At 56.2% G+C, this 12,944-nt stretch carries 20 protein-coding genes; 14 read left to right on the forward strand and 6 right to left on the reverse strand.

Annotation, left to right across the window (positions count from 1 at the left end; genetic code table 11):
* Positions 1-35: 35 nt before the first annotated feature.
* Positions 36-656 carry an Lrp/AsnC family transcriptional regulator gene (locus ACXJJW_RS00365; protein ID WP_456473735.1) on the forward strand — a complete coding sequence of 207 codons (621 nt, stop codon included), beginning with the start codon at positions 36-38 and terminating at the stop codon, positions 654-656.
* A 44-nt stretch (positions 657-700) separates the two neighbouring features.
* On the forward strand, positions 701-1,288 hold the full coding sequence (gene hxlB / locus ACXJJW_RS00370) for a 6-phospho-3-hexuloisomerase (protein WP_456473736.1): 588 nt from the start codon (positions 701-703) through the stop codon (positions 1,286-1,288).
* Here hxlB and ACXJJW_RS00375 read toward each other — a convergent pair whose 3' ends face one another.
* On the reverse strand, positions 1,289-2,092 hold the full coding sequence (locus tag ACXJJW_RS00375; RefSeq protein WP_456473737.1) for an NAD+ synthase: 804 nt from the start codon (positions 2,090-2,092) through the stop codon (positions 1,289-1,291). It lies immediately after the preceding gene.
* 66 nt (positions 2,093-2,158) lie between these two features.
* Here ACXJJW_RS00375 and dipA point away from each other — a divergent pair, with 66 nt between their 5' ends.
* From dipA to ACXJJW_RS00390, 3 genes are read left to right on the forward strand one after another with little or no spacing between them, the layout of a single operon-like run.
* The gene (dipA, locus tag ACXJJW_RS00380) at positions 2,159-2,788 is read left to right on the forward strand and encodes a divisome-positioning GTPase DipA (RefSeq protein WP_456473738.1); all 630 of its coding nucleotides are present in this window, start codon (positions 2,159-2,161) and stop codon (positions 2,786-2,788) included.
* A gap of 9 nt (positions 2,789-2,797) precedes the next feature.
* Positions 2,798-3,244, forward strand: coding sequence for an OapB/ArvB family protein (locus ACXJJW_RS00385; RefSeq protein WP_456473739.1), 447 nt, complete (start codon positions 2,798-2,800; stop codon positions 3,242-3,244).
* A complete protein-coding gene (locus ACXJJW_RS00390; RefSeq protein WP_456473754.1) occupies positions 3,241-3,615 on the forward strand; it encodes an OapC/ArvC family zinc-ribbon domain-containing protein in 375 nt (124 codons plus the stop codon). Before ACXJJW_RS00385 ends, ACXJJW_RS00390 begins: the two co-directional genes overlap by 4 nt.
* Here the strand turns inward: ACXJJW_RS00390 and ACXJJW_RS00395 are convergent, their stop codons facing one another.
* Entirely contained in the window at positions 3,616-3,981 is a 366-nt protein-coding gene (locus tag ACXJJW_RS00395; RefSeq protein ID WP_456473740.1) for a response regulator, read from the reverse strand.
* Positions 3,982-4,066: 85 nt separating this feature from the next.
* Between ACXJJW_RS00395 and ACXJJW_RS00400 the strand changes: the two genes are divergently transcribed.
* The 3 genes from ACXJJW_RS00400 (at position 4,067) to ACXJJW_RS00410 (ending at position 6,414) form a co-directional block, all read left to right on the forward strand.
* Entirely contained in the window at positions 4,067-5,308 is a 1,242-nt protein-coding gene (locus tag ACXJJW_RS00400; RefSeq protein ID WP_456473741.1) for a Glu/Leu/Phe/Val family dehydrogenase, read from the forward strand.
* A 124-nt stretch (positions 5,309-5,432) separates the two neighbouring features.
* Entirely contained in the window at positions 5,433-5,990 is a 558-nt protein-coding gene (locus tag ACXJJW_RS00405; protein ID WP_456473742.1) for an HVO_A0114 family putative DNA-binding protein, read from the forward strand.
* A complete protein-coding gene (locus ACXJJW_RS00410; RefSeq protein ID WP_456473743.1) occupies positions 5,983-6,414 on the forward strand; it encodes a HEPN domain-containing protein in 432 nt (143 codons plus the stop codon). Before ACXJJW_RS00405 ends, ACXJJW_RS00410 begins: the two co-directional genes overlap by 8 nt.
* Before the next feature lie 42 nt (positions 6,415-6,456).
* Here ACXJJW_RS00410 and mfnA read toward each other — a convergent pair whose 3' ends face one another.
* The 4 genes from mfnA to ACXJJW_RS00430 are packed head-to-tail and all read right to left on the reverse strand — an operon-like array spanning position 6,457 to position 9,483.
* Positions 6,457-7,584: a tyrosine decarboxylase MfnA gene (gene mfnA, locus ACXJJW_RS00415; RefSeq protein ID WP_456473744.1), complete on the reverse strand. Its 1,128-nt coding sequence runs from the start codon at positions 7,582-7,584 to the stop codon at positions 6,457-6,459.
* A 47-nt stretch (positions 7,585-7,631) separates the two neighbouring features.
* The gene (locus tag ACXJJW_RS00420; protein ID WP_456473745.1) at positions 7,632-7,886 is read right to left on the reverse strand and encodes a hypothetical protein; all 255 of its coding nucleotides are present in this window, start codon (positions 7,884-7,886) and stop codon (positions 7,632-7,634) included.
* Positions 7,883-8,770: a methylenetetrahydrofolate reductase gene (locus ACXJJW_RS00425; protein WP_456473746.1), complete on the reverse strand. Its 888-nt coding sequence runs from the start codon at positions 8,768-8,770 to the stop codon at positions 7,883-7,885. The genes ACXJJW_RS00420 and ACXJJW_RS00425 overlap by 4 nt, the downstream gene beginning before the upstream one ends.
* Complete coding sequence (locus ACXJJW_RS00430; RefSeq protein ID WP_456473747.1) at positions 8,767-9,483, reverse strand: methylenetetrahydrofolate reductase C-terminal domain-containing protein; 717 nt, start codon at positions 9,481-9,483, stop codon at positions 8,767-8,769. The genes ACXJJW_RS00425 and ACXJJW_RS00430 overlap by 4 nt, the downstream gene beginning before the upstream one ends.
* A gap of 210 nt (positions 9,484-9,693) precedes the next feature.
* Between ACXJJW_RS00430 and ACXJJW_RS00435 the strand changes: the two genes are divergently transcribed.
* The 6 genes from ACXJJW_RS00435 to gltA form a co-directional block, all read left to right on the forward strand.
* On the forward strand, positions 9,694-9,909 hold the full coding sequence (locus ACXJJW_RS00435; protein ID WP_456473748.1) for a DUF2283 domain-containing protein: 216 nt from the start codon (positions 9,694-9,696) through the stop codon (positions 9,907-9,909).
* Positions 9,910-9,976: 67 nt separating this feature from the next.
* Positions 9,977-10,255, forward strand: coding sequence for a hypothetical protein (locus ACXJJW_RS00440; RefSeq protein ID WP_456473749.1), 279 nt, complete (start codon positions 9,977-9,979; stop codon positions 10,253-10,255).
* The gene (locus ACXJJW_RS00445; protein WP_456473750.1) at positions 10,252-10,380 is read left to right on the forward strand and encodes a hypothetical protein; all 129 of its coding nucleotides are present in this window, start codon (positions 10,252-10,254) and stop codon (positions 10,378-10,380) included. The genes ACXJJW_RS00440 and ACXJJW_RS00445 overlap by 4 nt, the downstream gene beginning before the upstream one ends.
* A gap of 59 nt (positions 10,381-10,439) precedes the next feature.
* Positions 10,440-10,691: a phosphohydrolase gene (locus ACXJJW_RS00450; protein WP_456473751.1), complete on the forward strand. Its 252-nt coding sequence runs from the start codon at positions 10,440-10,442 to the stop codon at positions 10,689-10,691.
* 60 nt (positions 10,692-10,751) lie between these two features.
* Positions 10,752-11,579: a sulfide/dihydroorotate dehydrogenase-like FAD/NAD-binding protein gene (locus tag ACXJJW_RS00455; protein WP_456473752.1), complete on the forward strand. Its 828-nt coding sequence runs from the start codon at positions 10,752-10,754 to the stop codon at positions 11,577-11,579.
* Positions 11,576-12,944: NADPH-dependent glutamate synthase (gene gltA / locus ACXJJW_RS00460; protein WP_456473753.1), on the forward strand; the 1,369-nt coding region annotated here is incomplete at its 3' end. The genes ACXJJW_RS00455 and gltA, both read left to right, overlap by 4 nt.

The following is a 12,944-nucleotide window of genomic DNA, read 5'->3' on the forward strand; positions in this document are numbered from 1 at the left end:
AAACCTTAAATATAAACACTTCCTATTTACATTAAGTGGAAAATACTTCAGGATTTTTTAAAATAAAAGGAGGAAGTGGCATAAGGGAATGGCATGAGCTGGATGAGAAGGACAGGAAGATAATCTCCCTTCTTGAGGAGAATCCTGACCTCTCTCAGAGTGAGATTGCCAGGGAGGTCGGCATAAGCCAGCCCAGCGTCGGAGTCAGGCTCAGGAAGCTCAAGGAGAAGGGCACTCTTTCCTTCCTCATAGGCATGAACTTCAGGAAGATAGACCTCTTCCTGGTAAATGTGGAGCTCACCGCCCATAACTCCAACGAGATTATCAAAAGGTTTCGGGGCTGCCCCTACTTCCTCAACGGATTTGTGGTTTCGGGTAAGAGGAACCTATCCCTCTTTTTTGGGGGTGAGGACCTGACGACGCTCGACGCCCTTGTGGATTCGCACATCAGAAGCAGGGGCGACGTAGAGGACGTGGAGGTGAATGTGGTAATAACCTCCTGCAAGGACCTCATCTTTCCTGTGAAGATGAAGATTGAGAGGTCTGAGACGCCGCCCTGCGGGAACAGGAGCGGGTGCGATGAGTGCAGACATTACCGGAGTGGCCACTGCCTGGGCTGTCCTGTTACAGGCCACTACCGCGGCAGCTTCTGGTAGATTCCCCCGGAAGAAATTTATAGGGCGAGGCGTAACTTGCATACATGGATGTTCTGAAGGATGCTATTTCTACAATAACGCAGCACGTTGAGGCGGTTGCCGAGGAGCTGGATGAGGAGCAGGTGGAGGCCCTCATAGATGCCATAATCTCGGCGAATAAGGTTTTTGTGTACGGCGCTGGAAGAAGCGGTCTGGTTGCCAAGGCCTTTGCCATGCGCCTAATGCACCTGGGCATAAATGTGTTTGTGGTGGGGGAGATTATAACGCCTTCAATAGAGCGTGAGGACCTGCTCATAACCATCTCGGGCTCCGGTGAGACCACAAGCGTTGTAAATGCCGCAAAGATTGCAAAGAATGTGGGCGCCAAGGTGGCGCTCATCACCACCTATCCCAACTCCTCCCTGGGAAGGCTGGCCGACATAGTGGTCTCTGTGAAGGGCAGGACAAAGCTGCGCGGCGAGAAGGACTTTGTGATGCGGCAGATAAAGGGAGAGCACTACCCTCTGGCACCCCTCGGGACGCTTTTTGAGATAGGCGTGCTCATCTTCCTGGACGCACTAATCGTCGAGCTCATGGTGAGACTGGGCAAAACAGAGGAGGAGATGCGCACCAGGCATGCGACGATTGAGTAGCTACCACTCAATCTCCTTTATCTTGGGCATCCTGCGCTTGTGCTCATTCGCCTTTACCCTCTCCTCCACAGCGCGCACCTTCTCAACGCCTATGCCGAGCCTTTCGGCGGCCCTCGCAGGGGTGAGCTTTTCCTCGTAGAGCGCATAGAGGATGCGATCCAGCTCCTCATAACTCATCCCCAGCTCGCCCTCATCACTCTGACCCCGCCACAGCCCCGCGCTTGGAATTTTTCGGATAATCCTCTCGGGCACGCCCACGTGCTTAGCGAGGGCGCGCACCTGGGTCTTGTAGAGTCCACCTATGGGCAGGAGGTCAACGCCGCCATCGCCGTACTTGGTATAGTAGCCCAGGAGGAGCTCTGTTTTATTTCCGGTGCCTATGACGAGGCGGTTGCTCAGGTTCGCCGCCAGGTAGAGGTTGATCATCCTCAGCCTCGGCTTTATGTTTGCCAGTGCCAGCCTTCTGTTCTCCTCCGGGAAGGCGTCGAGGGGAAAGCCCCGTGTCACCGCCTCCACCGCCGGGGAAATCTCAACCACGTGGTAGGGTATCCCCAGCCTTGAGGCCAGCTCCCTGGAGTCGTCCACATCTCTGCTGCTGGTAACCCCGCGCTCAGGCATTATCAGGGCCAGGAGACTGTCGCCCAGCGCCTCCCTGGCCAGGGTGGCGGTGAGTGCCGAATCTATTCCTCCGCTTATACCCACGACACCCCCCTCCGCGCCGGCTGCCTCAACCTCACCGCGGATGAAATCCACAATCTCCTTCTCTGCGCGCTCAAGCTCCTCTCCGCCCGGGTCAAGCCTCATCCAAACACCTCTACCACAACGTATATAAATCCACAATAAAAATCTATTGCTGTAAGAGGTATCGCCATGCTGAGTGAACTCAAAAAGAGCCTTCAGAAACTTCTGAGGATATTCAAGAAAAAGAAACAGATACAGCTTGGCTTTTATGGACCCGTGAATGCGGGCAAGACCACCCTGGCGAATCGCATTTCTCTGGACTGGCTGGGCAAGGAGGTTGGCACCGTATCCGAGATACCCCATGAGACCAGGCATGTGCAGAAGATTGAAAACATAGTCGTCACAACAAACAACGGCGAGCTCAAGATGAACATCGTGGACATGCCTGGCATAGCCACGCAGGTGGATTTCAAGAGCTTCAAGACCTTCGGGATGGATGAGGACGAGGCCAAGGCTCGTGCCAGGGAGGCGACGAAGGGCGTAATAGAGGCCATAAAGTGGCTGGACAATGTGGACGCGGTGCTGGTGGTGCTGGACTCCACCCAGGACCCCTACACCCAGGTAAACGTCACGATTATAGGCAATCTGGAGGCGAGGGGGATACCCATGATAATAGTTGCAAATAAGATAGACCTGAAGGATGCTCAGCCCTCTACGGTGGAGAGTGCCTTCCCACAGCATGTGGTGGTGCCCATAAGCGCCGCCACTGGGGAGAACATAGACAAGCTCTACGAGGCGATTCAAAATCACCTTACCTGAGGTGAAGCCATGGAGATTCAGCTTGATTTTGTCAGCGCGGAGACCCTTGCGAGGAAGGGCGGTGCAGAGAAGATAAGCTTTATTCTGGATAAGATAAAGAGGAATGTTATCCTGGTGCTCGAGGAGGCGCTTGAGCCCAAAGAGGAGGCAGAGCTCATAGAGGCCACGATGCGCGAAATCGACCCGGATGAGTTCCATGGGATAGAGTTTTACCGCATAGACCACGGGGCAAAGGGAATACGCGAGAAGATAGCCGAGTATATCTCCGGGAGAAGGCATGGGATTACCATCGTGGGACCGACGCGTTTGATAGAGGCCATAAAGCGCGAGCCCGACTACATCTCGATGCTCGCAAAGGCGGATATAAACCAGGAGGAGAAGAAGGAGGGAAGAAAACGCCCCACAAGTGCACGCGGTGCGGGAAAGTCTACCAGGAAGACGACGAAAGGGTCCTGAAGGGGTGCGAGTGCGGTAACCGCATGTTCCTCTACTTCAGGAAGCTCTCCTCCAGCGAGTCTGCGCGTCTGGAGAATAAGAAGCTCCGGAGGGTGGCGAGCAAGAGGTTTGCCAAGATAATACGCGAGGCGGAGGCGAAGAGAAGGCGCTGGCGGGACAGGCTCAGGGACAGGATATCTGGCAAGCCCAGGGGGGAGGACATCTGGAACATCCGGGTGGAGGACGGGGTGTATGAGATTGACATCGCGAGTTTGATGATGAAGGAGCCGATAATCGTGGCGGGTGAGGATGGAGAGTACCTGGTGAGCCTCTCCTCGGCCTTTGAAACCAGCAGGAATGTGAAGAAGTACACTGAGCTTCTCAGAAAATAGTTAGCTGAGCAGCCTGGCTATCTCCCTGAGGAGGATCTCCTTTTCGAAGGGCTTTGCCACGTAGCCGTCGGCACCGCTCTCCTTTACTGCATGCGCTATCCCGGGCACCAGGCCCAGGACTGTGAACAGCAGCAGGGGTATCTCCGTCGTCGAGGGGTCACCCTTTATCTTCTTGCTGACCTCTATGCCGCTCATCTCCGGCATGAACACGTCCATGAGTATGAGCGATGGACGGTATCCTGACTCGAGGAGGCTCAGCGCCTCGTTGCCCGAGTGGGCGACCCTGACGCTGTAGCCGTACCTCTCCAGAAGTTTCTTCACAAGTCTGCCTGTTTCCTTTTCATCATCCACCAGCAGTATTTCCACCTCTTCCTCCTCTTCTGATTATTAAACCACAAAAGATAAAAACTTTGCTGTATATAGGAGCCAATACGGTTGGCAGGAGAGGAGGATGGGCGGTAACAACTCCTACGAGATGGCGGTGAGGCAGCTCCACGACGCCTGCAGCAGGCTTGAGCTTGAGCCGGGGATATGTGAGGTGCTCAGGCATCCCCAGCGCGTGGTGCAGGTCTCTGTGCCCCTCCACCTGGACAGCGGTGAGGTGCGCGTATTCACAGGCTACAGGGTGCAGCACAACAATGCACGCGGGCCGTTTAAGGGGGGCATCCGCTACCACCCCGGGCTTACCCTCAGTGAGGTAAAGGCGCTGGCGATGTGGATGACCTGGAAGTGCGCCGTGGTGAACATCCCCTTCGGCGGGGCGAAGGGGGGCGTGGTGTGCAACCCCAAGGAGCTTTCCAGTACGGAGCTTGAGCGGCTTACCCGGACCTACACCTCGCGGATGATGGACTTTCTCGGCCCCGAGCGGGATATACCTGCGCCGGATGTTTATACCAATGCCCAGACCATGGCCTGGATGATGGACACCTACTCTGCCCACAAAGGTTATCCGGTGCCCGCTATGGTTACCGGCAAACCAGTGGAGATAGGCGGCGCCCCGGGCAGAGAGGCCGCGACTGGGCGGGGTGTTGCCATAGTCGCGGGGGAGGCAGCGAAGAGGTTCGACCTCAGCTGCAGGTGCGTCGCTGTGCAGGGCTTCGGCAATGTTGGCTACCATGCGGCGAAGTTTCTGCATGAGATGGGATACCGCATTGTTGCGGTGAGCGATTCAAGGGGAGGTGTACTTTCTGAGGAGGGTCTGAACCCGGAGGCGGTGCTGAGGCACAAGCGCACCCACGGGAGCGTTGTGGGCTTCCCTGGAGCGAGGGAGATTACAGATGAGGAGCTTCTCTCGCTGGAGGTGGACATCCTGGTGCCGGCTGCGCTGGAGAGGGTGATAACCCGTGCAAATGCCCACGAGATCAGGGCGAAGATGATCGTAGAGGGTGCAAACGGCCCTGTTACGCCGGAGGCAGACAGGATACTCACTGAGAGCGACGTGCTGGTGGTGCCCGACATCCTTGCCAATGCGGGCGGGGTTACGGGAAGCTACTTCGAGTGGGTGCAGAACAGGAACGGCTTCTACTGGGATGAGGAGCGCTTCAATGCGGAGCTGGAGAGGGTTATGGGAAGAAGCTTCACAGAGGTGGTGGAGAGGGCAGAGCGCGAGGAGGTGAGCCTCCGCCTTGCCGCCGACCTCCTGGCGGTGGAGCGGGTGGCCAGGGTGAGGGAGCTGCGCGGGATTTATGAGTAAAGGGTATGAACATCAGCGTTAAACTTCGTCCCGTCACACTTCTCCAGGGCGCAGGTTCAAAATTTGTTTGTTTTCTATAAACAAACGAAACGTTTTTAAATAAAAAACAATATGTTCTCAATGTATGTACGACTTAATCAAGGTGTTTAATAAATCCAATCTGAAGATTTTAATGCTTCTGAAGAGAGAGGAAGGAATGTATATAAGGGAGATTGCGGAAAGACTTGATTTGTCTCCATATACAGTCCACAATGCAATAAAACTCTTTAAAAAATTTGGTTTTATTAGTGAGGAAAAGGTTAAAAACAGAAAAACAATATATATTAATAGGAATAATCCTATTTTAATAAAAATAATTTCTTTAATCAATATTTATCTTATTTTAGAGAATAAAAACTTTCAAAAGCTGAGAAAATTTGGAAAAGTTGGCATTTATGGGAGTTTTGCTTCAGGAGAAGACACAAAGGAGAGTGATATTGACCTCTGGATATATCCTTTCACAGAGACCTCCGCCCTTGAGTTAAGAGGGATTCTTCGAGAGATTGAGAAAGACTTTGAGATGGAGGTAAGGCTACTGATATTGAATGATTCAAAGATAAAAGATTTAAGAGAAAATGACCCTGAGTTCTATTACAGGCTGAAATTAGCCTCTGTAGCTTTGGATGGTGATGTGTTTGAATGACCTTGAAAGATGCTTTAAAGAGGGACTTCTGAAAAAGACAAGTCCGAGCAAAGGGATGGCAAAAAAGAGCATAAATCAAGCAAAATCTTTTCTTTCTGATTCATCAAAGCTCACTGATTTAAGTATGCCGAGAATGGAAGTCATTGCTTTATATAATGCCTTTTTTCATACTGCGAGAGCGCTGCTGTTTAAAGATGGTGTAAAGGAGAGAAGCCATTATTGCGTTGCCAGGTATGTTGAGTCTGAATATGTTTTAAAAAATAAACTTGGCGAAAAGTTTATCTCTGCTTTTGATTCTCTGCGTGATATGAGGCACGTTTCTCAATACGCTCTGGATACGATGGAGATTGATGAAGATTTAACAGAATATGTCAATATCTGCGTTGAGTTTATCGCAGAGGTGGAGAAACTTGTAAATAAATGATGTCATGATTAATTGGCACTTTCTGATTTGTTAACGAGTAACCTATAACCTCTCCACAATCTCCCCCACATCTCGAAGGAACTGCTCCGCATGCTCCCTCCTGACGTGGGGCATCACCACGAGGCGAATCTCTCCGCGCCGGGTTCGTGAAACCACCCAGCCCCGGCTGCGCAGTCCCCGGACTAGCTCCTCCCTCCGGGGATGGTCGAAGACCAGGATGTTCATCCCGGGCTCGAGGACGCTCATCCCGAGGTCGAGCAGGCCCTCGCGCAGGAACATGGTGACCTCCATGCACCCCTTCACCACCCTGCGGTAGCCCTCCCTTCCCAGGAAGGTGAGCGCAGCAAATACCGCCGCAGCGCTGGCGCCGCTCCTTGTTCCGAGAAGGGTGCACTGCCTGGGCTGCGTCAGGTAGGGCGACTCCACCTGCAGGGGCTCCAGGTATCTCTCATCGCGGAAGAGCACACTGCCGCCGGGCACAGGCGCAAGGCCCATCTTGTGGGGGTCCACCGTAATTGAGCAAACACCCCTGAGGGAGAAGTCGAAGCGCGGCGCAGGATAGCCCAGCTCCCTCAGGAAGGGCAGCACAAATCCACCGAAGGCGGCGTCCACGTGAAGGTAGAGCCCGCGCTCCTGTGCAATCTCCGCCAGCGAGGCTATGTCGTCAACTGCGCCATACTCGGTGTTGCCGGCTATGCCCACTATTGCTATGGTGCGGGGGGTTATCTTTCTCTCCAGGTCTCTGACGATGACAGTGTTGTCCTGGCCCACCTCCGCCTTCACCAGCCTCAAGCCCAGCATGCGCGCAGCCTTCTCGAAGGAGAAGTGGGCAGTCTCTGGCACCACCACCTCTGGCTGTGCCACGCCCGCAATTTCGCGTGCCGCCCACAGCGCCGTGATGTTCGCCTCAGTGCCCCCGCTCACTATGAAGCCCTTCGCCCCGGGGTTGCCCAGCAGTGAGCCCATGGCCCTTACCGCCTCCTTCTCCAGGCTCCTTGTACCCCGGAAAAGCCCCGGGTCCCCCAGGTTGGTTTCCAGAAATTCGCAGAAGGCGCGCTCCGCAATAGGCAGGGGTGAGGTGCACATGGAGCTGAGAATGCGTCCGCTGGTGTAGGTCAGATCCCTTCTGCGCGCCTGCCTGAGGAGGCGCCTCACCTCGGCCTCGCTCATTCCCTTCTCCTGCACAGGGCGAGGAAGAAAAGATAACGAAGGCAGGTTTATATCTTCCTAACCTTCAGGAGGACATCCTTGCCCCTCTGGGTGCGCTCCAGCAGCTCGTAGCCCCACTCCTGGAGGGCGGTTATTGCCCCCTCCTCCACGCTGAGGTCGTCGAAGACCAGCTCAACCACGTCCCCGCTCTTAAACCGCCTGAAGTACTGGGAGATGTAAACCCCGAGCCAGAAGTCGTCATACTCGCGGAGGTCGAGCTCATAGCTGCCGTCGCCGCGCCTGCGCAGATTGCCAGAGCTCACCCTCGCACACCACTGCGCGCTATCATCTCACCCACGTGGCGGTCCATGCCTACCGGCATTATGTGCACCCCGGGGAAGCCGTAGTCCTTTACCGCTGAGATCAGCTCCGCCGTAATGTCTATCGCCGTCTCCGTCAGGTTGTCGCTCTTCTCCAGCTTTGCCAGCATATCCTCCGGGATGCTTATCCCCGGCACATTGGCGAGCATGAACTTGGCCATCCCCAGGCTGCGCAGCGGTGCAATTCCAGGCAGTATGGGCACATCCAGATGCGACGTGGCCTCCCTAAGGCGCTCCAGCACCTTCTCGTCGTAGATGCACTGGGTCTGAACAAATTCTGCGCCTGCCTCTATCTTCTTCTCTAGCTTTATTATCTCCGGCTCCAGGGGCTCCACGCCGGGGCTCAAACCCACGCCTATGTGCACCCTGGGCGGGTGCTCCAGCTTCTCGCCCGCCATGTTGCTTCCCTCGCGAAGGGTGCGCAGCACCCGGGTGAGGAGCACAGAATCGAGATCAAATACAGGCTTCGCCTGGGGATGGTTGCCCATCTTGGGGTGGTCCCCCGTCAGCGCTAGCACATTCTTTATCCCCAGCGCCGCGGCGCCTATTATGTCGCTCTGGAGAGCAATTCGATTGCGGTCCCTGCAGGTCGCCTGGTATATCGCCTCCAGGCCGAGCTCCTGCATTATAACGCAGGGCGCCAGGGTGTTCATTATCACATCGCCTATGGGATTGTCCGTCACGTTGGCGGCGACCACGTGCTCCTTGAGGTACCTCACCTGCTCCTCCACAGCCTCGCGGCTGGCGTCGCGGGGCGGGTCCACCTCGCCGCTTATTGTAAACTCCCTGGTGAGAAGGCTGCGCATGAATCTGCTGTGCGCCTTCATGGCCTCGCCCCCCATGCAACCTTGCGCATATTCGCCGCCTTGGTGAAGTCCTTGGGCGGGCGTATTTTGCGCATCTCCTCGACGCGCCCCTGCTTTTTCAGCTTTCTGTATATCTCTATCCAGGCGCAGGGTACTGGGTGCTCACTCACCCTGCTCTTGCTCACCTCGCACATGCCGTTGAAAACCCCGCCGCAGGGGCCGTTCATCAGCGACTTGGCGCAGCGCGTCACAGGGCAGATGCCGCCGGTGAACGCTAGGATGCACTCCCCGCAGCCTGTGCACTGCTCCAGGTCGAAGTCGCCCTCAACCCTGCGTCGCCCCATGAAGAGGGTGTTCTGCGCGGGCAGCACCGGCATGTCCAGGATGTTCGCCAGGTTCTGCACACCCACGCCGCATGCAAGGCTGAGCACCGCCTCCGCCTTCTCCAGCTCCGCAAAGCCCTCGAGCTCTCTCGCCACCTTTCTGAGCCTCTCGGCATCACTCAGCTCAGCCACCTCGCTCTCCTCGCAGAGGTAGCACTGCCTGTTGGATACACCGAGGGCGACCACATTAACTCCCGCGCTGCGCAGCTTGGCGGCCATCTCCTTCGTCTGCTTAGCCCCTCCGGTGCGGTAGAAGGCGACGCAGCCGCCGCAGCCCACCAGCGCCACGCCTCCGTAGCCGGAGAGCATCTCCTCTATCTCCTCCAGGGGTTTCTGCCTTGTGATAATCATGCCTTTCCCTCAGGGGTTTAAGAGGAAGCTGACAATAATAAACTTTCTGATTACGATGCGACTACATTAAAATCCTGGATAAATTTTATACCTCTGATGCATTTGATAAATATGCAGTGCCTCGCCCCTGTCGGAGCTCTGAGTGTTAACTGATGACGTATTTATCATAACCGCATATTTCACAGATAAAATAAAAAGAGGTGAAATACTATGGGGAAGAAAATAATAAAGATTTGGTATGATAAGGAAGGTGATTATCTCGAAGTTCTATTTGAACGGAAAAAAGGATACTTCAGAGAAACAAAAAATGATGCAGTTATGGAAAAAGTTGATGAAAAAGGAAATGTCATAGGTTTTTCTATTTTAAAAGTGAGTGCATTGAAAGAAAAGCCCCTTTCAATAGAGCTTGAGAGTCATGCCACCTGACAGGTGGACCAACAAAAGCTGACAAGAGCAGCGCTAATATTTTATCTTCGCAGATAGAATATTAATCATGGAGAGCCACGGGGATTACAGGGCTGCCGTGGAGGGGCTGAGGAGAAGGGCCCACAGGGAATGCGAGACCTGCAGGAGGCTCATGGGCGAGCTGGAATACTGGCTGAAGGAGCTCTATGAGGCAAAGACTGAGCTGAGGGAGCTGCTGAAGAGCTACGGCACAGGCGGCGTTCTGGAGGACAAGCGCAGGGCGCTGGAGAAGGGGGAGTTTGTGGCCCTGGAAAGGCTGGATGAGCTGATTGAGGAGCTGGAGGGGCACCTGGAGGTGCGGGAATGATCACAGGCTTGTGTACCATATGCGGAAAACCCGCCCGCTTCACCTGCTCGCTGTGCGGCCGGCTGGTGTGCGAGCGCCACTACGTCGCCGGCATGTGCACAGAGTGCAGGGTGGGGAAGAGGTAGGCGAACATTTTCGCCAATAACCTAATTAAGGTTAAGTTTGAAGGTATTCCCGAGGAGAAATGTCAGAGGATATAAACGCAATCAAGTCCAGCTGCCCTGGAAGCACCGAGATAAAGCGCCCCAAGCCCGAGTATGTGCTCTGCCCCAGCTGCAGGGCGGAGGTGGAAATCTGGAGCGATGAGGCGGAGGCGGAGTGCGAGGAGTGCGGCACCATAGTGAGGAGGACCCGCGACAACCTGTGCATAAACTGGTGCGAGTACGCCGAGAAGTGTGTGGGCGGCGATAAGCTCAGGGCGCTCCGCGGCGAGTAGTACTAATTTTATCTTGTTAGCTATCATCTCAGCTTTAGCCTTAGTTCTGAGGTTGTGAGAATGCGTCACGAGATTGTTCACAAGGCAGAGCTTGCGCCAGGTTATACGCTTTTTATCATCCGCTCCCCCCAGATTGCCAGGAAGATTCAGCCCGGACAGTTTGTGATTGTGCGGGTGCATGAGAAGGGGGAGCGCATACCCATGACCATCTCTGACTTCGACCGCGAGGCCGGGACTCTGACCATGGTGGTGCACCAGGTGGGGAAGACGAGCAGTATGCTCGCCAGCCTGGAGGTGGGCGATACCATCCTGGACCTTCTGGGCCCGCTGGGCAGGCCCAGCGAGATACGCCGCTACGGCAACGTCGTAGCCGTGTGCAGGCAGGGCACGGCGGGAGCACTCTACTCAATAGTGAAGGCGCTGAAGCGCGCAGGGAACAGGGTTACTGTGATAATGGGGGCGAAGAGCAGGGATTATATAATCTTCGAGGAGCGAATGCGCAGGGTGTGCGACCAGGTGATCATAGCCACCGACGATGGCAGCTATGGCATGCGCGGCTACGCTGTTGCGGCGCTCCGGGAGCACTTGAAGCACAGCCGTGCCGACTACATTCTCGCCATAGGGCCTACGAAGATGATGAAGACAGTCGCTGGGATTGCTACGAGGCGCGGGATTAAAGCTACTGCCAGCCTCGGCGCTATAATGCTGGACGGCACAGGCATGTGCGGCGCATGCAGGGTTACCGTCGCCGGGAGCACCAAGTTCGCCTGCGTGGACGGTCCTGAGTTTGACGCCACAGAGGTGGACTTCGACGAGCTTCAGCGGAGGCAGGTATTCTTCAGGGAGGAGGAGAGGCTGGCATTTGAGCTTTATGAGGAAGGCACATGAAGCGGGAGAAGCGCATACCTGTGCGGGAGCTTGCCCCGGAGGAGAGGGCGAGGAGCTTCGAGGAGGTTGCCCTGGGCTACACCCCCGAGGAGGCGATGCAGGAGGCGGAGCGCTGCCTCCAGTGCAGGGATAAGCCCTGCGTGGCCGGCTGCCCCGTGGGCATCGACATCCCTGCCTTTGTTCTCGCCCTTCGGGAGGGCGACTTCGACGCCGCCATAGAGATTATACGGGAGAGCAACTACCTGCCCGGCATCACCGGCAGGGTGTGCCCCCAGGAGAAGCAGTGCGAGGCGAGATGCACCCTGGGGAAGCGCTTTGAGCCCCTCGCCATAGGCAGACTGGAGCGCTTTGCCGCCGACTATGAGCGCTCCAGGGGTGTGAGGAGGCCGGCGATAGCTGAGCCCACAGGCAGGCGTGTCGCCGTCGTGGGCTCTGGGCCCGCGGGATTGACTGTGGCCGCCTACCTCGCTGAGCGCGGGCACAGCGTCACCATCTTCGAGGCGCTGCACCTGCCGGGTGGCGTCCTCGCCTACGGCATACCCGAGTTCCGCCTGCCCAGAGCTGTGCTAAACGCTGAGGTGGAGTACGTCAGGCGCCTGGGCGTGGAGATTGAGACCAGCGTACTTATAGGCGCCACATACGACATAGATGAGCTCTTTGAGCTCGGCTACGATGCGGTGTTCCTGGGCACCGGCGCTGGTCTGCCGCGCTTTCTGGGAATACCCGGGGAGAACCTGAACGGCATCTACTCTGGCAACGAGTTTCTATTCCGCATCAACCTGATGAAGGCGTACCTCTTCCCTGAGTACGATACCCCGGTGAAGGTGGGGAAGAGGGTGGCAGTAATAGGCGCTGGCAACGTTGCAATAGACGCCGCGCGCTGTGCCCGCCGCCTGGGTGCCGAGGTTACGATTGTTTACCGCAGGAGCGAGGCTGAGATGCCGGCTCGCAGAGAGGAGGTGGAGCACGCCCGCCAGGAGGGCATTGACTTCAGCTTTCTGACCCAGCCGGTGGCCTTCACAGGCGATGAGCACTGGCAGGTTCGCGGGATGCGCTGCCTCCGGTGCGAACTGGGCGAGCCCGACGAGAGCGGGAGGCGCAGCCCTGTGCCCATAGCAGGCTCTGAGTTTGAGATGCGCGTTGACACGGTGGTGATAGCCATAGGCCAGAGCCCCAACCCCATCATAGCGATGAACCACCCTGAGATTGAGACCACCTCCCGGGGCACCATCGTGGTGGACGAGCGGGGGCGCACCTCGAGGCGCGGTGTCTTCGCGGGCGGAGACATAACCACAGGGCAGGCCACGGTGATCGCGGCCATGGGCGCAGGGAAGCGCGCAGCGCAGGCGATTCATGAGTACCTGA

It is taken from the genome of Candidatus Pyrohabitans sp. (assembly GCF_054014795.1).